We start from the raw sequence: 22,799 nt of genomic DNA, 5'->3' as shown, positions 1-22,799 counted from the left end.
CGGAAATCGGACGTGGAGATGACCCGCGGAGACGATGTCCGGAGATGATGCGCGGAATCGTTGCGGGGACGTGGAGATGGGAGATGATGCGAGGAGGGGGAGTGATGTTGATGGTGTGAGGAGGTGGTGACGTGCGCGGATGGCGCCGTACGGTGGCGGGGCGGCGGTGTCCGTGACCGCTCGCCGTTCAGGCCCCGCTGACCGACCCGTGGACGGCCACCAGCCACGTCTCCAGCAACTGCCGGTACCGCGACCGGTCCTCCGCAGTCCAGACATGCCCGCGGCGGGCGCGTACGAACTGTCGTATCGCCTCGTTCGCCTCGGCGGCGCGAAGCGACGTGCCGGCACAGCCAGGGGGAGTTGGGGACATGGGAGACATGCTAGAGGGAGCCACTGACAACGCACCCCGCGAAGCGGAGCACGGCCGCGGCCCGCGCGCCCCTCCGTCGCGACACGGCCGGACGCGGCCTCCTGACCAGTCGTGTTCCGTTACCTCCCGGGTAACCTCGTTGGCGCAGTGTGTTCAGTCACACACTCTCCGCCTCCGGCGATCGTCTTACGGGGGTTCACCCCTGCGGCTCCGGCCATGTGTCGAGGTCACCACCGCGCCACTCGATCAGCTCGGGATCGTCCAGGTCGATGTCCTCGGAGTCCGGCGCCAGACCGGCCCGGCGGAGGAACTCGGCGACATCGCCCCGGCCGTGCGCCAGCCCGGCGAACCGCCCGCGCAGGGTGACGCGGCGCCCGCCGGACGGGGTGGGCGGATGGACGATCACGGGCGGACTCGCTGCCATGCCCCAGGGTGCGACGGGACGTACAACATCGCACCTTGTGACCCCCACTTCCCGCCAACGGTCTCTACTTGTCGGTTGTTCTCACTGCTGCTTCGAGGTTCCGCTCGTTTTTCCGAGGTTCTGCTCCGCTCCTGCGGACCTTGCCGCCGGGACCGTGAACAGCGCACGGAAGTACTCCGGTCCCGCCTCTTCGTCGACCATCCGCCCCTCGGCCTCCACCCAGGCATGCGCCCCGAACGGCGGACGGGCCCGTACCCCCACCACCCAGGCCGGCCAGGTGCCGCCCGCCCGGCACAGCAGCACGGTCGCCAACGAGCGGGGCAGGCAGCCTTCCGGGCCCGCACACCGCAGGCTCACCGCGAGTACGGCCTCGCGGGCGGTCTGCGCCTCGGCGTAGGTGGCGGGGCGGGCACCCTTGCGCAACCGGGTCAGTACGGTGCGTATATGAGCCGGCGGCTTGCGTGCCAGACGGCGGGCGGCATACACCGCGAGCGCGGTGAGCAGCCGCCGTCCGGGCGTGAGCCGCAGGTCCGCGCGATGCGGTACGACCGTGCTCACGCCTCCGCCACCTTGGCGGCGAGCAGTCCGGCCAGCAGCTTTTCCACGTCGGCGCGGGCACGTGACTCCTCGACGTCGTAACCGGTCGTCAGCCGCCGGGCCGCCTCCTCGGCCGTCCCGCCCTCCAGGAGGGTCCGCAGGGCCAGGCTCGCGGTGGCGTTGAGCTGCCAGTAGCGGCCGGTGGAGCCGTCCAGCAGGACCGTTCCGTACTCGGTGTCGGCCGTCGACACATCGGCGCGCAGTTTCAACGTCATGGTTCCCGTCCTCATCGTGCCCGTCCTCGTCCTCTTCGTCCTCTTCAGGCGCGGGCGCCACCGGCCACCGGAGCAGCCGAGCCGGTGGCCCCCGCCGAGCCGGTGAAACCCGCCGAACCGGCCGAAGCAGCCGGTCCCGCCGGTACAGCGGCCCGCGCCCACAGCTCACAGCCGAGCGTCACCGGCATCGCCCCGTCGTGGAGCCGGGCGGTGTACGGACGGCGGAACAGCTCGCGCAGCGGCGCCGGGTCGATCAGTCCCAGCTCGGCCAGCCGGGAGTTCTCCCACAGCTCGGCGAGCTCCCGCCGGCTCCGTTCGAAGCCCTCGGCCGCGATCGTCGAGCCGTCCCCCTTGGTCCGCCGTCGCAGCAACTCGCCCGGCAGGACGTCCGCCATGGCCGCTTTGATCAGCGGCTTGAACTCCCAGGGGGTCACCCGTTCTTCGGGCCGTACGGACAGGCAGGCGTCGGCGACCCGATCGTCGAGGAACGGGGAAGCCGGCGTGAACTCCCTTCCCCCGTCCGTCCTTCCAGCCGTCCTCCCGACCGGCCCCCCAGCAGTCGTCCCCACTGCCCCCTCCACCAACTGGTGGAACTGGCGGATCATGCGCCCGGCGTCCTGGACCGCCAGCAGATCGCTGTGCCGGCCCCGGGTGGGCGCGAGCGGCTGTGCCGCCCGGGCCGCCTCCCGCAGGGCATCGGTGACCAGGCCGACGGCCTCCGGTGTGAGCCACGGGGGAAGGCGCAGGGCATCGCCCCAGTCGAAGAGGGGGTTGCGCGGGCGGCGGGGCCGGCCGCCGGCCAGTGCCTCGGTCCCGGCCGTGAACCAGCGGCGGTAGGAACCACCGTCGAGCAAGGTCCGTACGGAACTGCCGGCAGGGTGGCCGGTACCGGTGAGCAGGTGCTGGGTGCGCAGCCGCCGCAGCGCGAGCAGCGGACGGCTGCGCAGCAGGTCGTGGTAGTGCGCCGGATGACCCGTCAGGAGCTGGTCGCCCCCGAAGCCGTCCAGATGCAGACGCGAGCCGTGGGCGGTCGCCCGGTCCCGGCCGGCCCGCAGCCGGGGAGCGCTCAGCAGCGCGATGGACGGCTCGTCGGGTACGTCGTCCAGGCCCGTCAGCCCCTCGTAGAAGCCGGGGAGTTCATGGCCCGGGAACAGGACGTGGTCGAGGTGCGGCAGATGGGCCGCGGCGATCTTGGCCCAGTGGGCGTCGTCGTCGGCCGCGTCGTCGTTCTCCATGGTGAAGGCGGTCAGCGAGGCACGGTCCTGTACGGCCAGCGCGGTCAGGGTGGTGGAGTCCAGGCCACCGGACAGGTCCGTACTGATCGGTTCGGGGCCGCTGGTCCGTACGCGTACGGCGTCCTCCAGCGCCTGCCGTAGCGCCCGCGCCCCCGCCTCCAGCGACAGCACCGGCTCCGGGGGCTGCCACCAGCGCTTCACCGTGTGCTGCCGCCCGTCGGGGGAGAGCGTCAGACGCGAGCCCGGGGCACTGCTGTGACGTTTTTCCACAGTGGCCGGTCGCCCAGCGGATGCGGTACGTCACCGAGCAGGCGCAGCGCCAGCGCCGAGCGGTCCAGCGGGGCATCGAGCAACGAGGCCAGCACATCGGCCCGGTCCGCGGCGATCACCACCCCGCCGAACAGGCCGTGGAAGACCCGGCGCAGTCCGGAGGCGCTGCCCTGGACGCGCAGCCGGCCGCCGACCGAGGCGATGAGGTGGAAACTGCCGGCCCAGGCCGTGCCCAGCGCGTCGAGCTGGGCCACGTCGGTGATCCGCGCGGCTGCCGACGCCAGTTCGGCGGGCGTCGCCGCGCACTGGCCGATGACGGCGAGCCGGGTGTCCCCGTGCTCGGCGCACCTGATGCGGCCGTCGGCCAGCCGGCCGGCCACCCAGGGCCGGCCGGACCGGTGCGTCAGCATCCGAACATTGTCCGGCGGAAGCCGGTCGGCGGCCGTGGCCGCGGTTTCGTGGTCCGGCAGAACCACGAAATATTGCTTCCCGGGACCGACCATTTCTTCCTCCTCACCGGACTCGGCACGTCAGCACGTCAGTGCGTCGGCACGTCAGTACCTGTGCACATCGGACGCGATTTACCAGAAGCTCCGAGGGATCTGGGCGATGGGCTCGGTCTTCTTGCGGCCGATGTAGCCGGTGTCCTCCTGGAAGGAGCCGACCTCGAACATCTCCGGGGCCTCGTAGACCTGGAGTTCGCGGTCCTCCACGCGCTCGTCGTTCTTCATCCTGCATTCACCTCCGTCTCCTGACATGGAAATTACGAGACGCAGCGAATTCTGTGCACGGGAAATTCAGACGGAATGGAAACACTGCTCCGCCGGTAGCCGGCAGAAACAGCGCGGAATTCCGTCACCGTGAAAAAATTCCCTGGCGTCCAACCAAACAGTAACCACGGTCGATCGCGAAGATCAAGACCTTTCAGGACCGAATCCGGGGGCGTAGTGGAATGCGGCATTTCGCTTGACGGTCAGTCAGATCGCGTCGATGGCAGTTAAGTTGGGGCCGGCCGCAACCCGGACGCCCCGCCATGTCGCTATTCCGCCGTTCCGTCGCTCCTTCTGCTGCATGACAATGGGGCACGCCGTACGCCGATATGCGTACGGCGTGCCCCGGGCCGGACCGATCCCGGCTGACCGGTCGCCGGCGGCAGGCAGATGTCAGGAGGTGGTGCTGACCGCGCCCCTCGCCTGCGAGGCGCCCAAGGTCACGATGCCCTTGTACGTGACCTGGTACCCGGCCCGCAGGGTGTCCACCGGGACGTTGAGCCCGGGTGCGGAGTCGCAGGAGGTCCAGCCGTTGCGGTCGGTGCGGGCCGTGCACAGCGCCGTACCGGTCGTCGTGCTGAAGGTGAGCGTGGCGCCGCCCAGCGGACGGCCGTCGCGCCAGGTCAGCCGCGCGTTGAGCCCCTTGACCTGGAGCGGGGCGAGGACCAGGTGTGCGGTGCCGGTGGCCAGCGACGTGGCGTACTTGTGCGCGTCGGAGGGGATGTCACAGGCCTCGTAGCGGATGTTCCAGATCAGGTCCGCCGGACAAGTGGTGACATATGCGTAGCCGGCCTCGCAGTACACAACCTTGTGGGCGTCGTCCGGGTACGGGAGGTAGCGCACCCCCGAGGCAGGACAGCCGTAGACCGTATCGGCGGGGGCGGACGGTGCGGCGGGGGCGGCGGACGCCGCGAGCGACCCTGCGGATCCGGTGAGAAGGAGAGCGAGTGCGGCGACGAACGCCGCGGCTGAACGGAGCAACACGGTCTTCATCAGAAGGAGTTCCTTCCGTCGACGAGGTTATGAGCATCGCGGACAACGCCTTCCGTGCGCGCCACTCCTACACCACTTGGCGCGTTCCGTCCGAATCCCGACCGCTCGTTCCCGCCACCGGCCGTCAGTCGGCCTCCTGCCGCGGTACGACCTTGAACACGTCGCCGTGCGCCGCGTACACCACATGCACGTCCTCTCCGGCGGCGCGCAACACCTCCACCACCGCGTCCAGCATCGGCAGCGACCGCGCGCTGCCCGCGGGCAGTTGGCGGGGCAACGACAGATGAGGAGCACGGAGATGCTCACGAACTGCGCTCATGTCACATCCTCAATCACGAGTTGGTCCCCCCATCCTGAAACGCGGCGATGAACACCTGCTCAACGTCTGCTGAGGAGGCACCGCCCCGAGACCGGCCCACGGGTCCCGCGCGGAACTGTTTCGCCACCGGAATCGTTCATCTCACGCAGAACGTCGACGTACGAAAGAACAGGCCCCCCACATGACGAACCCCATCGACCGGGCAACGCTGGAAACCGTGTTCAGCCCAAACGAACTCATCACCTTCCCGGCGGAAGAACTGACAGATATCGCACACGAACAGAGCGTGGACTTCCTGCGCCAGGTGGGTATCCCTTTTCGCGACAACCCCTGGTTCGACCTGCCCGACGGATCTCCCGGATGCCTCAAGAAACTCGGTGAATGCTACAAGGACCTGGGGATCCGCTGGACGAACCTCCCCGAAGAAGCGGGAAACTGGGTGGTCTTCGGCATGATTCCCTATGACGACCTCGCACTGGACGTCGTCACGGGAGCGGTCTATTGCCTTCCCGACGACAGGTCCGAGATCTACCTCTTCAACAAGGACCTCCCCTCCTTCGTCCATTTCCTCTACCTGCTGGAGAAGGGCAAGCCGGACTACGACGCCGACCGGGATGAGGAACAGGAGGACTGGGAGGAAGCGGCGCGGCACATCGAGGCCCAGATGAGAGAGGTCGACCCGAAGGCACTGGAATTCAGCGACTCGCGGTGGCACGACGTGCTGGAGTACATCGTCGAGCCCGAGATACCGTGACGCCCCTCAGAACGGACCGCTTTCATCCCGCCGGGTCCCGGCTAAGTGGGCCGCCAGCCCGAAGACGGTCCGCGGATACGTTGCCACGCGAGCACCGCCCAAGAAGTTGCCGAGGATGCCTGCGGCTCCGTACACCAGCAGAACTCCGGTGATACGGCCCTCCCCGACGTGGGCGACCTGTTCCAGGAACGGCGTTACATAGGTATAGGTTCCGAAGTGAGCCAGCACGGCCAGGAACGTCAGCAGCAGCGCGAAGCGGGTGTCGGTGCCACGCAGCATGCCTCTCAGGACGCTCAGCCGGGTGGCTTGAACAGGAGACAACGGGGGCATGCTGCCCAGCAGCAAGGCCAGCACCCCCATCGCCAGCGCGCCCAGGACGACGAATGCCGTACGCCACCCGGCCGGCTCCCCGATGAAGGTGCCGACGGGTACCCCGAGAACGGAGCCCAACGGAACGGCTGAGAAAATCACGGCAGTTGCCTTTCCGACGGAACCCGGCGGCACCAACCGCTCGGCGATCCCGCTCCCGATCGACCAGAATCCGCCGATGGTGACTCCCACCACGACCCTGGAAACCAGCACGAGCCAGTAGCTGGACGCCGCCGCGGCCAGCAAATTCGCCAGGGCCAGCAGGAGCATGAAGACACACAGCATCAGGCGACGGCCGACGCGGGCCGTGGCCACGGTGATCAGGGGAGCGGATATGGCCGCGAGAATTCCCGGCATCGTCATCATCAGTCCGGCCACACTGTCCGAGACGGTGAAATCGGAGCCGATCGAGGTCAGTAGGCCGATGGGCAGGATCTCGGTCGTGACGATGGCGAAGATCCCCAGCATCACGGATACCACGGCCGGCCAGCCTTTCAGCGGAGGCCGAGCCGATGGAATCGCACCGTCGACCGATGCGCTGGTGGTTGCGGACATGAATTCCGTCCTGTCGTGAACAGTCATTCCGCGATCAGCTCATCAGGCACCAGCCCCGGCCGGCTGGCAGGTCTGCGACGGCATCCTCGCGCTCTACGGGTGCTGTCGCATTCCCGCCACGCGGACAGCGCGGCAACGCGGTTTCCTTGCGGGTTCTCCTCATCCGCTCCCGGTCCGGGCCAAGCGCGCGGTTCGTCGGCCTGGCTGTCTTCGACACGGTCGGCCTTCGCCTTCGGGCAAGGCCACGTGCCCGAAGCCGGGGACAGAAGTCCGTCGCGAACAGGGCGCGGCTCGCGAAGGCGGCTCGATGGCCGCGTACGGCGAGAGACCGGCGGCAGAAAAACGGTGGAGTTACGGGCCGGAGAAGGTGGGGGCGGCGGCGAGGGCGGACCGGGCCAGGGAATGATCGCCGGTCAGGTGGGTGTGGGCGCTGATGTGAGCGGGGGTGCGGCGGCCTCCGGCCAGGAGGCAGAACTCCAGGGTGTCGAGGGTGAATCCGGCGTCCGGCCGGCCGGTGGCGGGGCCGGAGTCCTCCAGCAGCCAGGTGCCGCCGCCCGGGCCGGTCAGCTCCACGCGCAGTACGCGGTCGCCGAGCGGCGTTCCCCGGGCCCGTAGGGCGAGCGGCAGCAGGCGGACGCCGAGGTCGGCGATGGCGGTGAGGGATGCGCGGGTGGGTGGCGGCAGCCGGTGTCCGGTGCGCAGGCCGATGTCCCGGGTGTGCACCCAGGTCTCGAACGCCCGCCCGACGGCATGGTCGGCCACCGGCAGCGGCAGGCCGCCGCCCCCTAGGGTCAGGAGGTGATGGCCGGGGCCCGGGCCGTCATGCGTCAGGGCTGAGCGCAGCGCTTCGCTCTGGGTGCGCCAGGCGGTGTGTACGGCGCCGGGGGGCACGTCGGCGGCCCAGGAAGTGTAAGTGCGGGTGCGCATGGCGACGCCTTCCCCGCGTACGACCGGTACCGGTCCGGTCACCTCGCCGCCGGTCTCTTCGGTCAGCAGGCCGTCCGTCGCCGCGAGGTGCGCGACCAACTGGGCGACGCTCCAGCCCTCGACGGTCTCAAGCCGCCATTCGTCCGGGGTCAGTTCGCGCAGTACGGCGTCCAGGGTGGCCGCTTGCGCCGCATAGGGCCGTACGTACGCGGGCAGCTCGCGCGGCACGGGCGGCCGGCGCGCGAAGGAGCCGGCGGCCGTTCGCCGGTACGTCTCGGAGTCCGGGCCGGCGGGGGCTCCGGTGTTGCGACGTTCGGCGCCGGCCGATTGCGCTTCGGCCGATTGTCCTTCGGCCGATTGCGGTCCGGCTGGTCGCACTCCCGTCATGCCGACGTCGGCCGGCTCCGCTCCGGCCAGTTCCGCGACGGCGGAGGCCAACGTCCGTACCTCCGCCGTGCATTGTTCGCACGCCCGTAGATGCGTCGTCACGGCAGCCGTCTCCGTAGGGGAGCAGGCATGCAGCACCCACGCCGCCAGCAGCGTCCGGGCCCGTGCGTGCCCCTCGGGCGTGGCGGGGCCCAAGCCGTCCTCGCTCATGGCTCAACCCCTTCTTCCGCGAGTTCTTTGGCCAGCGCGCGCAGGGCCGTTCGCAGCCGCGACTTGGCCGTACCTTCGGGAATGCCGAGTTCGGTGGCCACCTGCCGGTAGGTCCGTCCTCCGTAGTAGGCCAGCAGCAGCGGAACGCGCAAGGTGTCCGGGAGTTGGGCGACCGCGGACCTGACCCGCAGTGTCAGCAGCCCTCCGATCACTGTGTCGGCCGTCTCGTCCCGGTGCGCGGGCCCGTCGTCCGGGGGGCTGGGTTTACGGTGCTTCCGCTCCCTGCGCAGCCAGTCGACCGCCCGGTGGTGGGCGGCCACCGCACACCATGTCCGCAGCGAACCGCGCGCGGGGTCGAAGGACAGCGGGCGTTCCCATAGTTGGGAGAAGACCACTTGGACGACGTCCTCGACGGCGCAGTGGTCCCGGGTGACCCGGGCCGCGACGGCCCGTACCAGCGGCGCGTACTGCTCGTACACCGTGCGGAACGCTTGCTCGTCGGCGGCCAGCAGACGGGCCTGGATCTCGAACCGGTCCTCGGTGCTTCCGGCGTCGGACTCCTGCGGCACGTCCTCGGGCCGCGCCTCACGGGCGGCCATAGGGGCAGTATCCCGTAAGAGCGGGGCTCCGGGACCGCCTGGGCCGGCACCGTCCGACGCCGTCGCCCGTCCGGCCGGTCAACATGTCGACGAACCACGCTGATCGCGATCCTCCCGGTCACCCACGGTGCCACTGACGTTCTGACGTACGAGGGTGCCGGCTGTGCCCGCTGCTTCCACATCGGCCAAAAAGGGGCAACAGCCCCTGCTGTGCAGGGATTCCATTGACGTACGCCGGTGCATCGTGTGTCATGATTTCGCAAAGGAATGGCAACGGGGGTCTCATGAGTCAGGGCACCAACGTTCAGAGCGACGCGCTGCGTGCGTACGCGCGTGCCGCCGAAAGCGCGGCCGACCGGATCGCGAAGATCCGCAGTCGTACGGCCGCACTGGATCTGTCGGACGGCGTCTTCGGGCAGTTGCCGGAGGCCAACAATCTGCGCTCCGACTACATCGACCAGAAGGAGCAGTCGGGTACGGACCTGGAGGACAGCGCGGAGATGCTGCGCTCCATCGCCGACGCCGTACGCGGGTCCGCGGACAACTACGACGCCAACGAAGAGGACACGGCGCGCGGCTTCAAGGGCGGTGCCTGATGGGTGCCGGACAGGCCGCGGGCAGTGCGCTGGACCGCATCAATTACGTCCTGGACTGGAGCAATCCCCTCGCGGCCACCCTCGACGAGGTCATCAAGGGCGTCCTCAAGCAGTTCGGCGTCGACGACTGGTTCGACTGGGTCACCGGCGACAGCGAGAAGCTGGAGCAGACGGCCGAGGAGTGGCGAAGCGCGGCCCGTGACCTGCGGGGCGTCGTCGAGGACCTGGTCGCCGAGCGCAAGTCCGTCCAGCGGGTGTGGGAGAGCGAGGCCGCGGAAGGCTTCAGCAAGACCATGACCGACTTCGAGCAGGCACTGCTCGGCGAGGCCGACGACATGGACACCGTCGCCGAGCTGCTGGAGATGGCCGGAGCGGCCTGCGCCATCGCCGAGCAGGCGATGCTGGACCTGCTCGTCGAGATCGTCGAGTCGGTGATCGCCGCCGCCGCGACCACGGCGATCCTCTCGCTGCTGACGGCGGGCGCGGCGGCGGCGATCGGTCCGCTGGCGGGCGCGGCGAACGTGGCGTACCGGGCGGCCAAGGCGACCCGTATCGCGGCGAGGCTGGCCGACAAGCTCGCCGACCTCGCCCGCCGGACCCAGGCCCTGGCCAAACTCTCCCGGCTGCGCCGCTACTTGCGCGGACTGGACCGCGCGCAGATCAAGGAGTGGAAGGGCGCGAGGGGGCGGATCTTCGAGAGCGTGCGGGGCGGTCAGCGGCCCGAGATGACCGATATCGCTCAGTATCTGGCGTGGAGGCAGGGCAAGAAGCTGGCCAAGGGGATAGTCGGTGCCGATCCGGGCGGCGCCGTGACCGGCTCGATCATGGAGAACGGCCCCGGGCTCGCGGAGGAGGCGTACGAATACGGCAAGCGCCCGCCGTCGCGGAGCTTCGACGAGCGTATGGGGCAGAACCCCGACCAGGCCAGGAAGACTGTCCGGGAGGCGTTCGGGTGACAATCGGTGAAGCGTTCTGGTCGGGTCTCAAGGAGTGGGTGAGGCCGCCCGACCGGCACGCGGTCCTGCGCGAGGCCAAGGCGCGGGCGGCGGCGCTGCTGCCACCCGGCGAGGTGGTGGTGGACGGGCACACCGTCGAGCCGGGCGAACGGGTACCGGAGCCGCCGAAACCGTACCGGGTGGACGCCTTCGGCATACGGCCCACGGTCGGCGACCGGGTGTTCAACGGTGTGAACCGTATCGATCTGGTGCTGGACCGGCTCAACCCCTTCAACGCGGCCATGGACGCCTGGGACCGGCGGAACGAGGACCGCAGCGCGCAGTGGTACGGCGGCTGGCCGAGCGCGGCCGGGCGGCTGGCGGCGGCCCTGCGCCCGCGCACCGAGGAGAAGTACCTGTCGGTGCTGCTGCTCACCGGAACCGAAATGCATGTGATACGCGTCCAGCTCTCCCACGACCGCAAGAAGGTGGCCGGCGCCGTCGAGCACGCCTACGCCGTCGCCCGCCAGGACATCACCTGGCTGCGGGACCGCAAGGACGTACGGCACGGCACGCACGAGATCGGCTTCGCCGACGGGTCGTGGGTGACGGTGTTCTTCCCTCTCGGCCGCTGGGGCACGCTGGTGGAGGCGTTCCCGCACCGACTGCGGCACACCGACCCGATTCCCTGAGCGTCCGGTTCGCTGAGCGTCCGATACCCGGAACGTCCGACGCCCAGAACGTCCGACGCCCGGAACGTCCGGTTTCCTGGCCATCCGCCTCCCTGACTGGGCACCCGGCTAGCTCATAAGCGCTCGTCAGAGCTCGCTTCGCGAGACTCCGGTCCCGCAACCAGAGGCTTCCCGGTCAGGTACACCCCGACCGGCCTCAGCCGCACTGCCAGGTGAACTTCGCCCGGTCGAAGCGGCGTGCGGCCAGGTCCTCGGGGCGCATGAGCCAGTACAGGGTGCCGCAGTCGCCCCACATCATGCCGGCGTCGTCGTCCGAGTCGAACTGGGCGAGCAGCACCCAGCGCAGCGCCTCCTCACGGATACGCGGATCGCCGCTCGGCGGACTGCCCAGGATGCCCCAGGCGACCTCGGACTCCACATCGTCCTGCACCGGGTCGGCGTGGCCTCCTACGCGGTGTCCGGCGCCCGGGAGGTCCCAAAGGGCCTCCTGGAAGTCATCGCTCCACAGCGGATGATCGTCGGGCAACGCCGCGAACTCCCGGTCGACCACCGGATGCCAGAGGTAGGGGGCCGTGGTCTCCACATGGGCTGCCAGCCGTATCTCCGGGTAGGGCTCGATACCCGCAGGCGCCGCCCGCTCCACCAGGGGGACGCCGGAGGGCACGTACAGTACACGCGCCCCCGCCCAACTGTCGGGGTCATCGGGCAAGACCAATGCCTCACCGTCGTCCAACTGCCCGTCGAAGTAGAAGAAGGCCAGGGTGCCCTCCGTCGGCAAGGGGATGTCGAGGGCGGCGGAAGGGAGCGCGGCGCAGTCCAGGGAAGCGATGAAGGACAGCGGACCGTGTCCCTCCCACACCGGCCACTGCTCGTACGCGGGCAGCTCGGGCTGACCGCCGAGCCGGCCGACGACCGTGTCCGATTCCGAGTCCCCGGCGTTCACCAGGCCCAGACCCGGCCGTAGCAGTCCGGTCCACCGCTCGGCGATCTCGGCGGGCAGATGTTCGCGGGCGAGCGCGTGCAGCGCATCGACGGTGTTCTGTGTCATGGGTCGATCATGCACGGGACCACTGACAACGGGCCGCCCGGGGCATGGGCCGGACCGCCCGCACCGGCCGGCCCTCCGTGCTCACGCTGTGCCGCACGGTTACCCGCGGACGCCGGGCTCATGTGCTGGTGCGCTGATGTGCCGGCTACGCGTGGAAGCAACGGTCCGGGCCAGTGCCAGCACACTCAGGCCGAACATCAAGACACCCAGGGGGAGGTGGACCGAAGGGACGTGGGCGATGCCGAGCACGACCTGCGCCGAGGCCAGTACGAGGAAACCGGACGCATGCCAGATGGGCCGGGGCGAGCCGCCGCCCGGCTTCCACGCCAGCACCGCCGCGAGCACGTACAGCATCGACGCCCCGTACGTCACACGGGCTCCCACGCTGTGCAGCGTCTCCCCGTAGGACGAGGCCAGCAGCAGTCCGGCGGAGACCGCCTGAAGGAAGATGGTCAGGGTCTGCAACCCGATCGCGACCTGCAAGAGCGTGGAGCCGCGCGGTACGTTCGCCCGCGCCCTTGCCGTCACCGTCGACTCAGTGGCCATGTCACGGTCCCCTTTTCCGCCCTCGGGCAGCAGATCGATAAGGTCTCACCAGCCCGACGACACGGGCCCGCGAAAGGTAAGGCGAGGGGCGGCCGGAAGCATGGGGAGTGTGGGGGCCGGCGCGGACGAGGTAGCCGGCGAGCGACGCCAACTGATCAACGTCGCGTACCGGTTGCTCGGTTCGGTGACCGAGGCCGAGGACGCCGTACAGGAAGCCTACGCACGCTGGTACGGGCTGCCGCGAAGCCGACGGGCGGAGATCCTGTCCCCCGGCGCCTGGCTGACGACGGTGACCAGCCGCATCTGCCTGGACCTGCTCGGCTCGGCGCGGGCCCGCCGTGAACGCTATGTCGGCGCATGGCTGCCCGAGCCGCTGCCCGACCGTACCGAGTGGGACCACGGGGGCTATGGGGACCACACGGGCGGCACCGCCCCCACCGGCCCCCCGGACCCCGCCGACCAGATCGTCCTTGACGAGTCGGTGGCCACGGCCTTCCTCGTCGTCCTGGAGTCGATGACGCCCGCCGAGCGGGTGGCGTTCATCCTGCATGACGTCTTCCGGTACCCGTTCGCCGAGATCGCCGGCGTCCTCGGCCGGACCCCTGCGGCCTGCAAACAACTGGCGGCCTCCGCCCGGCGGCGGGTGGACGTCGCGCGCGCTCCGGTGCCGGCGACCGGCCGGGCCGACGTGGTGAGGCACGTCAAAGAAGCCTGGCAGACCAAGGACATCGCGGCGCTCGTCGGCCTCCTCGACCCGGCCGCCGTGATGACCGCCGACGGCGGCGGCATGGTCGGCACCGTCCTGCGCCCGGTCGAAGGCGGCGCCCGCATCGCCCATTACATGATCGCCATCGCCGACAGGGCACCGGGGCTCGAACTCCTGGAGCGGTCGGTCAACGGTGCCCCGGGCCTGGTGGCCCGGCGTGCCGGCGTCGTCGTCACCGTGGCCTCGTTCGACGTCTCCGACAAGCGCGTCACGAGGATCTGGGCGGTCCGCAACCCGGAGAAGCTACGGCCGTGGGCGCGGGCGATCTAGTGCCGCATCAGGCAAGGTTCGCCCTGTAGTGCCTCAGATCGCGGAGGGTACGGTTCTCGACGAACACGACGTCGGAAACCCGCGAGCATGCTTGCGGTCGATCGGACGAGAATCCGCTCATGATCGCTGAAACGCAGGGAATCCGCATCCGGCATCGCGGGCAGGAACCGCAGGTCCACCCCACCGCCTACGTCGCCCCGACGGCCACGCTGGTCGGTGATGTCCGCGTGGGGCCGAGGGCGCGGGTGATGTACGGTGCGGTGCTCGATGCCGAGGGGTCTCGGATCGAGGTCGGGGAGGCGGCGGTGATCTGCGAGAACGCGGTGCTGCGCGGATCTGCGGTCGCCGGCGATCAGCCGGTGCTTGTCGAGGACCACGTCTTCGTGGGGCCGCATGCCACGCTGCTGGGTTGCGAGGTCGGCAGGTGCGTCTATGTGGCGACCACGGCGACGGTCCTGCAGGGCGCATGGTTGGGGGCCGGCTCGGTTGTCGCTGTCGGCGCGCTCGTCCATGCGCGCACCGTTCTGCCGGACGAGTTCTTCGTGCCGCCGCACACCGTGGCGCTGGACGCGCCGGTGCGGCTGCTGGCCGCCGGCGACCCGGGCTTGGCCGAGGCCGTCGGCCGGGTGGGCTTCGCGCAGGTGGCGTTCGGTGTCGACGCGGAGTGGACCGACCGGATCAGCCGGTACGAGCGCATCGCGGAGGTACGCGTCGCCGAGTTCGGCACGCACGCGGACGATGAGGTCCTCAACCCCGGCTAGGCGCCGCACCAACGGCCCTCGCGCTGCCCAGAGGTGACGCGCCGTCGGGACAGCATGATCCGCCGTTACGGAGCGTCGGGCGCCGCTCGGGCGGGGAGGCAGGCGCGGACTCCCGCGCGACCGCCGTTGCTGAAAGCGGTGACGCGCTGTTCGGCGTTGCCGTGGTCCTGGGAGTTGGTCCAGGGGGTGTCATCGGCGAGGGCGGTCAGTGCCCCGGCCAGTTCGTCGGTGTCTCCCGGCTCGAACTGCAGCTTGTCCGAGCCGAAGAGGGTGGCTCCGGCCAGGCAGTCGGCCTGGAGCTCCTGAGCCGCGACGCCGAGTCCCAGGACGCGGCGCTGCACCGCATGGCCCCACTCGTGGGCGATGACCAGGTATACCCAGGAGTCGCCCCGGGCGTATCCGTCGCGCATGAGCTGTCCGTCCCAGGCGATGAAGTCCCCGGAGGGACAGTAGAACGCGTTGTACGGGGTGGCCGGTTCACCGTTGCAGGCGGGGGCCTGTGGGGTGCCGGGCGTGTAGGTGCCGAACACCTTGGGGGAGCGGTAGGTGCCGGTGAAGTACGTGTTCCAGTGCGACCGCCAGAAGTCGTCCACCACGTTCACGGCGTCCCGGGCCTCCGCGGGCCAGGCACTGTCTGCCGCCTGGCCGTTGGACGACCGGACCGTACTGCTCGGTGTGTCCGGGGTGTTCGGTGTGCTTGGCGGGGCTGCCGGCGTGGTGTCCCGGCTCGGCCGTACGGTGTCGCCCGAGCAACCCGTCACGAACGGCAGGGCCAGGAGCGCGCATGCCGCGACGGCCACCGGCCACGTACTGCGGTGCAGGGCCATGGGACGGCCTCCGATCCTCGGCGCCGGAAGCGGGCCGCGAGCGCGGTTCCGCCCGTACACCAGTGTCCCGGACGCAGGGTGGCGGCGGCAGGCATTTGCCGGGCGATGCCGGACTCGGTGCGCATCTCGCTCGGGGTCGGCCCCGTGTCGTACGAACTGCTCGAAGTGCCCTGCCGCATCAGCCGGTAAGGGTGGTGACCGCCGCCCGGTACGGAGCACACTGGACGCGCGGGCGACGGCTCGCCGTGGGGTGGTGCACCGCGAGAGAGGGGGCCTCGTGGTTCGACGCCGTACAGTTCGACACCGTGCAGGCCGACGCCGTGCAGGCCGACGCCGTACGAGCGGACCGCGGCAGTCCAAGGTGCCGTTCACCACGATCGCGGGCATCGCGGTGCTGGGCGCGGTGGCCGTCGGCCTGTCACCCCTGTACACGGACCTCACGATCTCCCTCGCGGGGCGTGGAGTCGTCCTGTGCGGGACGCTGGCGGCCTGGATGGCATGGCTCGACAAGCGGAGCAGGCTGCCCACGGCCGAGCAGGTCAGGGCGGTGGACGAGCGTCCACCGGTGGTGTTCCTGCGCACCTTCGGGAAGGAGTCCGTCAGCTTCTCCAGGAAGGAACTGCCCGCCGGACTGAACCGGGGGCAGCGCATCACCAGGAGGTTCTTCGAGGACAAGTACGAGGGCGTGCAGACGATCGAGTTCTTCCTCGCGGACGAGATCGACCGGCGCCTCGGCCCGTTGACGGCCCTGGGGGACCCGACGGACCGGCTGCCGCGCGTGGGAGCCGTCCGCAACTGGGTCCAGGACGACGAATGGCAAACGCAGATCACCGACCTCATCGCCCAGGCACGCTGCCTCCTCGCCGTCATCCACGCATCACCGGGACTGGAGTGGGAGTTGAAGCATGTCCGCGACACCGGACGGCAGCAAAGACTCTTCCTCTGCACCCCGCCGCACGGCCCCGACGGACGTGCCTCCCTGGCCGTCTCCCTCAACAACTGGGCCCGGCGGCAACGCCCCGAGGAATGGGCGGACGCATGCGCCTTCATGAGCCGACTGGGCTACACCCTGCCCACCGCCCACCCGGGCCCCGGTGCGGTCATCGGCTTCGGCCCGGGAGGCGAGGCCATCGTCCTGACGACAGGCGCCACGACCGCCGCCGCATATGTGACGGCCGTCGCCGAAGCCCTGGAGGCGGAGGGAGCCTGACCGGGCGATACCGTCTGCGTCTGCAAGGCCGTACGCAGCCGGCCCGGCGCCTGGCGGCTGCGCCGGTAGAATCAACGCCCTCATGGGCAGTGCGATACGAACATCAGGCGGCCGGGACGGCGAAGGACAGAAATACGCGCTGACCGCGGACGCGGACGACGCCGGCTTCTGGGGCTTCGCCCACGAGGCCGAGGGTTTGTTCACGCCGCTTGAGGAACGCGATGAAGAGGGGGCGCGCCGTGTGCGCTTCGTCGGTTGCGTCCCACAGGGCGGCCTACGGAAAAGCCTTGCCCACGTCGGCAGCCGCCGCGCCGTGGCGGGCAACGCCTGGCTCGACCTCCTCGACGCCCACGGCACCACCATGGGGTCCTACTTCGTCAACGAAGTCACCGTCGTCGCCGTCCAGCCCTCCGCCCGCGCCCACGGTGCCGGCCTCGTCGACCTCACGGTGACGCTGTGGTGTGATCAAGCGCTGCCGGGGGCGGCCAGGATGTGGGACCTGATCCGTACGGGCCGACTGAACCGTACCGGCATGTGGCAGGAACTCGACCCGGAGGACAGGCGAGCCTGGCTGTCGGTTGCCCTGCGGTCCTGTGAGTATCGACGTCGCGGGAAGCCCGACTTTCCCGCGGGCCAGGTGTTCACCTTGGACGGTCGGCATATCGCAGATGCGGACAGCTTCTACTGCGCGCTCGGCGAGGCCGTCAACGGGCCCGGCGGATACTTCGGATGGAACCTCGATGCCCTCGACGACTGCCTGAGAGGCGGCTGGGGTGCCGTTCCTCCGTTCACCCTGGAATGGCAGTGCTCGGCCGAGGCCAGGGCACGGTTGGCGGAGCACAGGCCCGCCGGCGGCGGTGAGGCAGATGAGGCAGATGAGGCGCCCCTTTTCGACCTGCTCCTGACAATTTTCGAGGAACAGGGTGTCCACGTCGTCCTGCGATGACCGCTGGGCATGACGCCGAAGCCCACTCACAAGACCCCTGAGACGGATCGCCGCCCCTCGAAGAGCACGCCACCGCGTCCGTCCGCGGCCGGGTCGGTCCGTCGAACCGTGCGGGGAGCGGGATCGGCGCGGCAGTCAGCATCAGGACGCCGGTCCGCGCGGCGGACGAATGGACCCAGCAGCCTCTCGGTTCCCGTGCAAAAGGTAGTCAATCGACTACTGTCTGTGTGTATCGCTGAAATGGGTGAGGTTGCGCCGTGAACCGGTCATCACCCGCGGAAGGGAGTTGCCGTGGCAGGTGGCAAGCGCAAGCGCATTCTCATCACCGGCGCGGGCTCCGGCTTCGGCCGTGACGCCGCCCTGCGTCTGGCCGAACGTGGCCACCATGTCATCGCGGCGGCCGAGAACCGCCCGCAGATGACCGCGCTGATCGAGGAGGCGGACCGGCGCGGTATCGGCTTCAGGTGGAGAACCTGGACGTCACCGAAGCGCTGCACCGCCGCCAGGCACACGCCTGGGACGTGGACGTGCTGTTCAACAATGCGGCCGTCGGAGAAATGGGCCCGCTGACCGAAATTCCCCTGGAACTGGTCCGACAGGTCTTCGAGGTGAACGTGTTCGGCCACCTCGCCCTGGCCCAGGGATTCGCCCGGCAGATGGTGGAACGCGGCAACGGCCGCATCGTCTGGCTGTCGTCCATCGCGGGCCTGACGACCAATCCGTACCTCGGCCCGTACTGCGCGTCCAAATACGCCATCGAGGCGATCGCCCAGGCGATGCACGACGAACTGAAACCGCTGGGCGTCCAGGTGTGTACGATCAACCCGGGCCCGTATCAGACCGGTTTCAACGACCGGATGGGCGACGCGCTACGCGTCTGGTTCGACCGGGAGAAATCCTTCAGCGCCGAGCACTTCACCACCGATCTCGGCGTCGAGGTCCGGCTCACCGACGACTACGGCGAGATGACCGGGGAAAGCCAGAAGGACCCCGAGGAGATCGTCGAACTCTTCGTGAAAGTCGCGGAGGGGAAATCCGACCTCTTCCGCAACTTCCTTCCGGCGGACCGCGTCGAAGAGGTGAAGCGGCAACAGGCCGCGATCTGGGACCTCCGGCAATGAAACTTCCCCCGGCGCTCCGCTTCTGACCCTCCGCTTCAACAGCACCGGCACCCTGACCGTCGCCGCGGCCGGCACCTGACTCCGCGGCACCGTCCAAGAGTCATCAGGAACGCCCTGGCCCCAGCAGATCCGCTTGCCGTCGTTCGCAAACCCTTGGCAAATGGTGCCTCAAGTCAGTAAATACGCTTTGCGGGGCGGTGGGCAAAGATGTTGGTGTCGGTGTGCATGCATTCGGCAGGGGCTCATGTGCCCTCTTCCGGCGGATACGAACAGGAGATGAATCACTTAATGCGTACGGCGGCACGTCGGCGAACCGGCATAGCAGCGGTCGTTGCGGTGGGTACCGCGCTTATCGCTGCTGCTCCGAGCGCCACCGCGGCGAATCACTCGGGACAGACGCTGGACAAGGTCCTGGCCGATTCCGGCAAGACCACGACCTTTGCCCGCGACACCTCGTGGACGTTCTCCAAGCTGAAGGGGGATCACCACCTTGCCGCCGACAAGGACGGCAGCGTGTCCATCAAGGACGGCAAGGGCGAGAAGCTGCTCACGATGACGCCCAAACCGGTCAAGGACTTGGACGGCCACCTGCACAAGGTGACATGGACCGTCAAGGGCAACACCCTCCACCAGCACATCGACACTCCGAAGGCCACACTCAAGGGCGTCGTGGCTCCCACGGTGTCGACGCGCGGGTTCTGGGACTGGACCAAGTGCCTCGGCAAGAAGAGCCTGGACACGGCCGAACTCGGCGGCGTCGCCGGCTGTGTCACCGGCATCGAGACCGGCTGTGTGGGCGGCGCCGCCGTGGGAGGCTTCGGAGGGGCCGTGGCCGGCGCGGTCCAGGGCGCTCACCAGTGCTGATCCTCGCATCGGGAGGTGAGTGGTGATGGCGTCCCGAAGCGGTGCTGTGATGAATCGCAAGGAGCCGCGTCCACCGAACAGCAGGGCGTTCTTCCCGGGCACGATCGCCGTGGCCGTCTGCGTGGGAACGGCCGTCATGGCTTCCATGTCCGGCTGGCAGTCGACCGTGGCAGGAATCGCCGCGGCCGGCGCCGTCGCCTTGGTGGCCCGGCTGTGGCACCGGCAGGCCGATCTGCGGTATCGAAAAGCGCGCATTCTCGCGGAACAGCAGAACGACATCGACGGCGGGGCGTCATAAACCGCCCATAGGTAATTCCACACCCTCGGTACGGCCGGTGGTGCCGCCGTCGGCGCGCATGGCTGCCACCGGCCGTACAGGTCAATCAAAGTGCTGATGCTTCACGGGCTCGTTCAGGCCGGCTGGTAAGTCGTTGAGCGTCGACAGCCGGCACGCCGACTGCACGCTCCGGGACCACCGTTCGATACGAGCCTGTCCAAGCCTGTCCGGTTCACAGGGCAACTCTTCCGTGGCCCCTCGCCCGGTCGTGGCCACGCTGCTAGACATTGCGCCGCCGGGACCTCGGCCGACTCCACCGGTTGCCCACCAAAGGGGACGCTCATGGCATCGAGCAGGCTCACGAACGCACTCTTGGCGGCCTTCACAACCGCCGCCCTGAGCGTCGGCACACTCGCCGGCGCCACAGCGGCCACCGCCGCCCCCGCCGCCCCTGCCCAGCAAGTCCGCAGCGGGAGCAGCACCGTCCAAGCCGTCAACAACCTCGGCCTCTCCACCTCCGAAGGCAAGAGCGTGCAGTGCTACGTCCGCGACGCCGCGCCGCGCGGTAGGTACAACCCCGGCGCCATCGACGGCCAGCTCGGCACCAATAGCTGGAAAGCCTGGCAGCTCTTCCTCAACGACCGCGGCTACAACGCCGGAACCGTCGACGGCCAGGTCGGCCCCAACACCATCCGGGGCCTCCAGAGGTTCCTTGTCTACATCGGCTACGACACCGGCGGCATCGACGGCGTTGCCGGAACCAAGACCCGGGCCGCCTGGAAGGCGTTCTCCCACCTCGGTGACGGTGGAACCTGGTGCTGACGACGTCACGGCGCACCACGGCGACCCGCGCCCGCGCACGCGTTCGCACGGGTACGGCCCTTGGGGCAGCCGCCCCGAGGGCCTGCGCTGGTCCGCCGGTCGTGGACGGGCGCCGGTCAGCGCGGAGCTGAGGCGTCAGCCGCGTGGTCACAAGGTACGCAGGAAGTCTTCGAGGGCCTGGTTGAAGGCTTCCGGGCGTTCCATGTTGGGGAAGTGGGCGGTCCCGTCGATCGAGGTCGCGCTGCCCCTGACGACGGTACGGGTGAGGCGTTCGGCCATGCCGGTGTGATCGGGTGCGTCGATGGCGCCGTTGATGGCGAGCACAGGCACCTTGATCCCGGCGGCACGGTTCCAGGTGTCGGGGACAGGGATGCGCAGGTCGGGTTCGTCGGGGGTGTGCTTGGACAGGGTGTTACGAGTCATCTCGCGCAGGCGGCCGACGACCTCAGGGGCGAGATCGTCGAGGGTGCGGTCCGGGCCCGCGGCGAAGAGTGTGAATGCTTCGACGGCGGCGTCCAGGTCGCCGGCGGCCATCGCCGTCTGCCAGTCGGCCCAGGTCCGGATGGTCCAGGGGTGGGTGAAGTACGCCTCACTGGTCCCGGCGCCGCTGACGACCACGGCACTGACCAGTTCCGGATGCTCCAGTGCGGTGTCGACCGCGATGCTTGCTCCCATGGAGACGCCTACCAGGACCGCGGAGTCTATGCCCAGGTGCTGTAGCAGCGCGGCGAGATCGTCGGTGTGCCGGAACGGTTCGGTGGCGTTGGCGGACCGGCCGTGGCCGCGGGCGTCGGGCGCGATGACGCGGTACCGCGTGGCGAGGGCGGGTATCTGGTCGTCCCACATGTGGTGGTCCAGGAAGCCGCCGTGCAGGAGGACGAGGGGCCGGCCAACGCCGGTGTCGAGCCAGAACAGATCATTCATGACAACCAAGGTGTCATTCTCGGGAGAGAATGGCAACCAAGGTGTCATCATGGTGATGTGAAGGAATCAGATTCCGGCCTGGTGTCCGAAGAGCTGGCGGACCGGCTCACCGAGGTGTTCGACCTGGTGGGGCCGTTGTACCGGCGTACCCAGCGCAAGGTGGAACACGACATGTCCGCCGACGGGCTGTCGGTGGGGGTGCGGGCCGTCCTCAGCCTGCTCCGTCAGCACGGCCCCATGACCGCCCCCCAGATGGCTCGGGCACAGGCGCTCAGCCGCCAGTTCGTCCAGCGCATGGTCAACGACGCCGCCGCAAGAGGGCTGGTCGAGTTCGCCCCCAACCCGGCCCACAAGAGGTCATCCCTCATCCGGCTGACCGAACAGGGCCAGGCCGCCATCACCGCTGCGGTCAACCGCGAACGCGTAGTGCTGCGCCAGGCCGGCGAGGGCCTCACCGGCACCGAGATCGACGCCTGCCTCCGAGTCCTCACCTGCCTCCTCGAAGCCATGGGCGACGTCGACCTCGACTGAACCGGGCCAGATGGCGTCGGCGAGGTCGCGCGCGGAAAGTGGTACCGCAATGGACCGTACGGGGCTCCAGCCGGCCGCTGCCACTGCAGCCCTGTGCTGCTACAAACGACTCTTGCGACGCGCCACCTAGGACGCTGCCCTACTGCTCTTTTCTCGTTGCGTTGACAAGCGTGCCGGATCGGTCCAGTTCACCGGAGTGGCTCCTCTAGCGCATGGCGAGCCGCTCCATCAGGGCGGCGCTCCGTGCCAGCAACGCCCGCTCCTCGTCCGTGAGTTCGGCGTCAATGGCCTGCGCGAGCCAGCCGACCCTGCGGCCACGCTCCGCTTCGAGTGCGGCCCGGCCCGCGTCCGACAGCTCGACCAGCGACTTGCGGCCATCCGTGGGGTGCGCCCGGCGCGTGATCAGGTCCTGTTCCATGAGCAGCCCCACCGCCCGGGCCATCGACTGGGGGCGTACGCGCTGATCGGTGGCGAGCTCGCTGGTGGTCATGGCGCCGTTGCGGTCGAGCGCCCCGAGCACGGCGACCTGACCCAGCGGGATCCGGTCCTCGTGTTTGACGCGGCGGGTGAGCTTGCTCATCGCGGTGCGCAGTTCGGCGGCGATGGCGGCGGCTTCCGAGGTGGGCATAGGGCACTTTACCCCATTGGTCAGCAAAACTGTGCACCCAG

30 protein-coding genes and 1 pseudogene are annotated in these 22,799 nt (G+C 69.4%); 14 read left to right on the top strand and 17 right to left on the bottom strand.

Going from position 1 to position 22,799, the window contains the following annotated elements:
• Positions 1–187: 187 nt before the first annotated feature.
• From KGS77_RS02350 to KGS77_RS02310, 9 genes are all read right to left on the bottom strand, one after another.
• Positions 188–370 (bottom strand): hypothetical protein, encoded by a 183-nt coding sequence (locus tag KGS77_RS02350; RefSeq protein WP_242578451.1) that lies wholly within the window; start codon positions 368–370, stop codon positions 188–190.
• Between the two features lie 196 nt (positions 371–566).
• Complete coding sequence (locus tag KGS77_RS02345; RefSeq protein WP_242578450.1) at positions 567–794, bottom strand: hypothetical protein; 228 nt, start codon at positions 792–794, stop codon at positions 567–569.
• An 81-nt stretch (positions 795–875) separates the two neighbouring features.
• Entirely contained in the window at positions 876–1,352 is a 477-nt protein-coding gene (locus KGS77_RS02340; RefSeq protein ID WP_242578449.1) for a lasso peptide biosynthesis B2 protein, read from the bottom strand.
• Positions 1,349–1,606 carry a lasso peptide biosynthesis PqqD family chaperone gene (locus KGS77_RS02335; protein ID WP_242578448.1) on the bottom strand — a complete coding sequence of 86 codons (258 nt, stop codon included), beginning with the start codon at positions 1,604–1,606 and terminating at the stop codon, positions 1,349–1,351. The genes KGS77_RS02340 and KGS77_RS02335 overlap by 4 nt, the downstream gene beginning before the upstream one ends.
• Positions 1,607–1,650: 44 nt before the next feature.
• The gene (locus KGS77_RS02330; RefSeq protein WP_242578447.1) at positions 1,651–3,111 is read right to left on the bottom strand and encodes an asparagine synthase-related protein; all 1,461 of its coding nucleotides are present in this window, start codon (positions 3,109–3,111) and stop codon (positions 1,651–1,653) included.
• Positions 3,072–3,521 carry a hypothetical protein gene (locus tag KGS77_RS02325; RefSeq protein ID WP_242578446.1) on the bottom strand — a complete coding sequence of 150 codons (450 nt, stop codon included), beginning with the start codon at positions 3,519–3,521 and terminating at the stop codon, positions 3,072–3,074. Before KGS77_RS02325 ends, KGS77_RS02330 begins: the two co-directional genes overlap by 40 nt.
• A 171-nt stretch (positions 3,522–3,692) precedes the next feature.
• On the bottom strand, positions 3,693–3,842 hold the full coding sequence (locus KGS77_RS02320) for a keywimysin-related RiPP (RefSeq protein WP_242578445.1): 150 nt from the start codon (positions 3,840–3,842) through the stop codon (positions 3,693–3,695).
• Between the two features lie 432 nt (positions 3,843–4,274).
• Positions 4,275–4,874, bottom strand: a complete 600-nt coding sequence (locus KGS77_RS02315; protein ID WP_242578444.1) for a carbohydrate-binding module family 14 protein — start codon at positions 4,872–4,874, stop codon at positions 4,275–4,277.
• Between the two features lie 124 nt (positions 4,875–4,998).
• Positions 4,999–5,193, bottom strand: a complete 195-nt coding sequence (locus KGS77_RS02310; RefSeq protein ID WP_242578443.1) for a hypothetical protein — start codon at positions 5,191–5,193, stop codon at positions 4,999–5,001.
• A 217-nt stretch (positions 5,194–5,410) separates the two neighbouring features.
• Between KGS77_RS02310 and KGS77_RS02305 the strand changes: the two genes are divergently transcribed.
• Positions 5,411–5,947, top strand: a complete 537-nt coding sequence (locus KGS77_RS02305; RefSeq protein WP_242578442.1) for an SUKH-4 family immunity protein — start codon at positions 5,411–5,413, stop codon at positions 5,945–5,947.
• 51 nt (positions 5,948–5,998) lie between these two features.
• On the opposite strand, the pseudogene KGS77_RS02300 reads toward KGS77_RS02305, so the two are convergent.
• From KGS77_RS02300 to KGS77_RS02290, 3 genes and pseudogenes are all read right to left on the bottom strand, one after another.
• Positions 5,999–6,871 (bottom strand): annotated as a pseudogene (locus KGS77_RS02300) (MFS transporter); the annotation flags it as partial.
• A 351-nt stretch (positions 6,872–7,222) separates the two neighbouring features.
• Positions 7,223–8,395, bottom strand: a complete 1,173-nt coding sequence (locus KGS77_RS02295; protein ID WP_242578441.1) for a maleylpyruvate isomerase family mycothiol-dependent enzyme — start codon at positions 8,393–8,395, stop codon at positions 7,223–7,225.
• The gene (locus KGS77_RS02290) at positions 8,392–8,994 is read right to left on the bottom strand and encodes a sigma-70 family RNA polymerase sigma factor (RefSeq protein WP_242578440.1); all 603 of its coding nucleotides are present in this window, start codon (positions 8,992–8,994) and stop codon (positions 8,392–8,394) included. Before KGS77_RS02290 ends, KGS77_RS02295 begins: the two co-directional genes overlap by 4 nt.
• Before the next feature lie 284 nt (positions 8,995–9,278).
• Between KGS77_RS02290 and KGS77_RS02285 the strand changes: the two genes are divergently transcribed.
• From KGS77_RS02285 to KGS77_RS02275, 3 genes are read left to right on the top strand one after another with little or no spacing between them, the layout of a single operon-like run.
• A complete protein-coding gene (locus tag KGS77_RS02285; RefSeq protein WP_242578439.1) occupies positions 9,279–9,590 on the top strand; it encodes a hypothetical protein in 312 nt (103 codons plus the stop codon).
• On the top strand, positions 9,590–10,546 hold the full coding sequence (locus tag KGS77_RS02280; RefSeq protein ID WP_242578438.1) for a hypothetical protein: 957 nt from the start codon (positions 9,590–9,592) through the stop codon (positions 10,544–10,546). The genes KGS77_RS02285 and KGS77_RS02280 overlap by 1 nt, the downstream gene beginning before the upstream one ends.
• Positions 10,543–11,217: a hypothetical protein gene (locus tag KGS77_RS02275; protein ID WP_242578437.1), complete on the top strand. Its 675-nt coding sequence runs from the start codon at positions 10,543–10,545 to the stop codon at positions 11,215–11,217. The genes KGS77_RS02280 and KGS77_RS02275 overlap by 4 nt, the downstream gene beginning before the upstream one ends.
• A gap of 196 nt (positions 11,218–11,413) precedes the next feature.
• Here the strand turns inward: KGS77_RS02275 and KGS77_RS02270 are convergent, their stop codons facing one another.
• Both KGS77_RS02270 and KGS77_RS02265 read right to left on the bottom strand, forming a co-directional pair.
• A complete protein-coding gene (locus KGS77_RS02270; protein WP_242578436.1) occupies positions 11,414–12,265 on the bottom strand; it encodes a YwqG family protein in 852 nt (283 codons plus the stop codon).
• Positions 12,266–12,364: 99 nt separating this feature from the next.
• The gene (locus KGS77_RS02265; RefSeq protein ID WP_242578435.1) at positions 12,365–12,811 is read right to left on the bottom strand and encodes a hypothetical protein; all 447 of its coding nucleotides are present in this window, start codon (positions 12,809–12,811) and stop codon (positions 12,365–12,367) included.
• Positions 12,812–12,911: 100 nt separating this feature from the next.
• Here KGS77_RS02265 and sigJ point away from each other — a divergent pair, with 100 nt between their 5' ends.
• Positions 12,912–13,847, top strand: a complete 936-nt coding sequence (sigJ, locus tag KGS77_RS02260; protein WP_242578434.1) for an RNA polymerase sigma factor SigJ — start codon at positions 12,912–12,914, stop codon at positions 13,845–13,847.
• A gap of 119 nt (positions 13,848–13,966) precedes the next feature.
• Entirely contained in the window at positions 13,967–14,608 is a 642-nt protein-coding gene (locus tag KGS77_RS02255) for an acyltransferase (protein WP_242578433.1), read from the top strand.
• 65 nt (positions 14,609–14,673) lie between these two features.
• Here KGS77_RS02255 and KGS77_RS02250 read toward each other — a convergent pair whose 3' ends face one another.
• Positions 14,674–15,435 (bottom strand): hypothetical protein, encoded by a 762-nt coding sequence (locus tag KGS77_RS02250; RefSeq protein ID WP_242578432.1) that lies wholly within the window; start codon positions 15,433–15,435, stop codon positions 14,674–14,676.
• A 361-nt stretch (positions 15,436–15,796) separates the two neighbouring features.
• Here KGS77_RS02250 and KGS77_RS02245 point away from each other — a divergent pair, with 361 nt between their 5' ends.
• The 7 genes from KGS77_RS02245 to KGS77_RS02220 all read left to right on the top strand — a co-directional run bounded on the left by KGS77_RS02245 (position 15,797) and on the right by KGS77_RS02220 (position 20,675).
• The gene (locus KGS77_RS02245; RefSeq protein ID WP_242578431.1) at positions 15,797–16,645 is read left to right on the top strand and encodes a hypothetical protein; all 849 of its coding nucleotides are present in this window, start codon (positions 15,797–15,799) and stop codon (positions 16,643–16,645) included.
• 82 nt (positions 16,646–16,727) lie between these two features.
• On the top strand, positions 16,728–17,591 hold the full coding sequence (locus tag KGS77_RS02240) for a barstar family protein (RefSeq protein ID WP_242578430.1): 864 nt from the start codon (positions 16,728–16,730) through the stop codon (positions 17,589–17,591).
• A 291-nt stretch (positions 17,592–17,882) separates the two neighbouring features.
• Complete coding sequence (locus KGS77_RS34540) at positions 17,883–18,161, top strand: SDR family NAD(P)-dependent oxidoreductase (protein ID WP_277994178.1); 279 nt, start codon at positions 17,883–17,885, stop codon at positions 18,159–18,161.
• A complete protein-coding gene (locus KGS77_RS02235) occupies positions 18,056–18,712 on the top strand; it encodes an SDR family NAD(P)-dependent oxidoreductase (RefSeq protein WP_277994177.1) in 657 nt (218 codons plus the stop codon). The genes KGS77_RS34540 and KGS77_RS02235 overlap by 106 nt, the downstream gene beginning before the upstream one ends.
• Before the next feature lie 336 nt (positions 18,713–19,048).
• Complete coding sequence (locus tag KGS77_RS02230) at positions 19,049–19,576, top strand: hypothetical protein (protein ID WP_242578429.1); 528 nt, start codon at positions 19,049–19,051, stop codon at positions 19,574–19,576.
• 49 nt (positions 19,577–19,625) lie between these two features.
• Entirely contained in the window at positions 19,626–19,874 is a 249-nt protein-coding gene (locus KGS77_RS02225) for a hypothetical protein (RefSeq protein WP_242578428.1), read from the top strand.
• 351 nt (positions 19,875–20,225) lie between these two features.
• Positions 20,226–20,675, top strand: coding sequence for a peptidoglycan-binding domain-containing protein (locus tag KGS77_RS02220; protein WP_242578427.1), 450 nt, complete (start codon positions 20,226–20,228; stop codon positions 20,673–20,675).
• Between the two features lie 147 nt (positions 20,676–20,822).
• On the opposite strand, the gene KGS77_RS02215 is transcribed toward KGS77_RS02220, so the two are convergent.
• Positions 20,823–21,599, bottom strand: a complete 777-nt coding sequence (locus tag KGS77_RS02215; protein ID WP_242578426.1) for an alpha/beta hydrolase — start codon at positions 21,597–21,599, stop codon at positions 20,823–20,825.
• A gap of 57 nt (positions 21,600–21,656) precedes the next feature.
• Between KGS77_RS02215 and KGS77_RS02210 the strand changes: the two genes are divergently transcribed.
• Positions 21,657–22,130 (top strand): MarR family transcriptional regulator, encoded by a 474-nt coding sequence (locus KGS77_RS02210; RefSeq protein ID WP_242578425.1) that lies wholly within the window; start codon positions 21,657–21,659, stop codon positions 22,128–22,130.
• Between the two features lie 205 nt (positions 22,131–22,335).
• Here KGS77_RS02210 and KGS77_RS02205 read toward each other — a convergent pair whose 3' ends face one another.
• A complete protein-coding gene (locus KGS77_RS02205) occupies positions 22,336–22,758 on the bottom strand; it encodes a MarR family transcriptional regulator (protein WP_242578424.1) in 423 nt (140 codons plus the stop codon).
• Between the last annotated feature and the right edge of the window lie 41 nt (positions 22,759–22,799).

Source organism: Streptomyces sp. MST-110588, from assembly GCF_022695595.1.
Lineage (GTDB): Bacteria > Actinomycetota > Actinomycetes > Streptomycetales > Streptomycetaceae > Streptomyces.
The sequence above is the reverse complement of the archived record's forward strand: the minus strand, read 5'-3'. Positions and strand labels throughout refer to the sequence as shown.

Bases quoted from the DNA above. Each gene is read 5' to 3' on its own strand.
- KGS77_RS02265 (WP_242578435.1), bottom strand. From the start codon at position 12,811: ATGGCCACTGAGTCGACGGTGACGGCAAGGGCGCGGGCGAACGTACCG.
- KGS77_RS02350 (WP_242578451.1), bottom strand. From the start codon at position 370: ATGTCCCCAACTCCCCCTGGCTGTGCCGGCACGTCGCTTCGCGCCGCC.
- KGS77_RS02315 (WP_242578444.1), bottom strand. From the start codon at position 4,874: ATGAAGACCGTGTTGCTCCGTTCAGCCGCGGCGTTCGTCGCCGCACTC.
- KGS77_RS02295 (WP_242578441.1), bottom strand. From the start codon at position 8,395: ATGAGCGAGGACGGCTTGGGCCCCGCCACGCCCGAGGGGCACGCACGG.
- KGS77_RS02255 (WP_242578433.1), top strand. From the start codon at position 13,967: ATGATCGCTGAAACGCAGGGAATCCGCATCCGGCATCGCGGGCAGGAA.
- sigJ (WP_242578434.1), top strand. From the start codon at position 12,912: ATGGGGAGTGTGGGGGCCGGCGCGGACGAGGTAGCCGGCGAGCGACGC.
- KGS77_RS02215 (WP_242578426.1), bottom strand. From the start codon at position 21,599: ATGAATGATCTGTTCTGGCTCGACACCGGCGTTGGCCGGCCCCTCGTC.
- KGS77_RS02285 (WP_242578439.1), top strand. From the start codon at position 9,279: ATGAGTCAGGGCACCAACGTTCAGAGCGACGCGCTGCGTGCGTACGCG.
- KGS77_RS02205 (WP_242578424.1), bottom strand. From the start codon at position 22,758: ATGCCCACCTCGGAAGCCGCCGCCATCGCCGCCGAACTGCGCACCGCG.
- KGS77_RS02290 (WP_242578440.1), bottom strand. From the start codon at position 8,994: ATGGCCGCCCGTGAGGCGCGGCCCGAGGACGTGCCGCAGGAGTCCGAC.
- KGS77_RS02250 (WP_242578432.1), bottom strand. From the start codon at position 15,435: ATGGCCCTGCACCGCAGTACGTGGCCGGTGGCCGTCGCGGCATGCGCG.
- KGS77_RS02335 (WP_242578448.1), bottom strand. From the start codon at position 1,606: ATGACGTTGAAACTGCGCGCCGATGTGTCGACGGCCGACACCGAGTAC.
- KGS77_RS02310 (WP_242578443.1), bottom strand. From the start codon at position 5,193: ATGAGCGCAGTTCGTGAGCATCTCCGTGCTCCTCATCTGTCGTTGCCC.
- KGS77_RS02240 (WP_242578430.1), top strand. From the start codon at position 16,728: ATGGGCAGTGCGATACGAACATCAGGCGGCCGGGACGGCGAAGGACAG.
- KGS77_RS02225 (WP_242578428.1), top strand. From the start codon at position 19,626: ATGAATCGCAAGGAGCCGCGTCCACCGAACAGCAGGGCGTTCTTCCCG.
- KGS77_RS02345 (WP_242578450.1), bottom strand. From the start codon at position 794: ATGGCAGCGAGTCCGCCCGTGATCGTCCATCCGCCCACCCCGTCCGGC.
- KGS77_RS02320 (WP_242578445.1), bottom strand. From the start codon at position 3,842: ATGAAGAACGACGAGCGCGTGGAGGACCGCGAACTCCAGGTCTACGAG.
- KGS77_RS02270 (WP_242578436.1), bottom strand. From the start codon at position 12,265: ATGACACAGAACACCGTCGATGCGCTGCACGCGCTCGCCCGCGAACAT.
- KGS77_RS02325 (WP_242578446.1), bottom strand. From the start codon at position 3,521: ATGCTGACGCACCGGTCCGGCCGGCCCTGGGTGGCCGGCCGGCTGGCC.
- KGS77_RS02280 (WP_242578438.1), top strand. From the start codon at position 9,590: ATGGGTGCCGGACAGGCCGCGGGCAGTGCGCTGGACCGCATCAATTAC.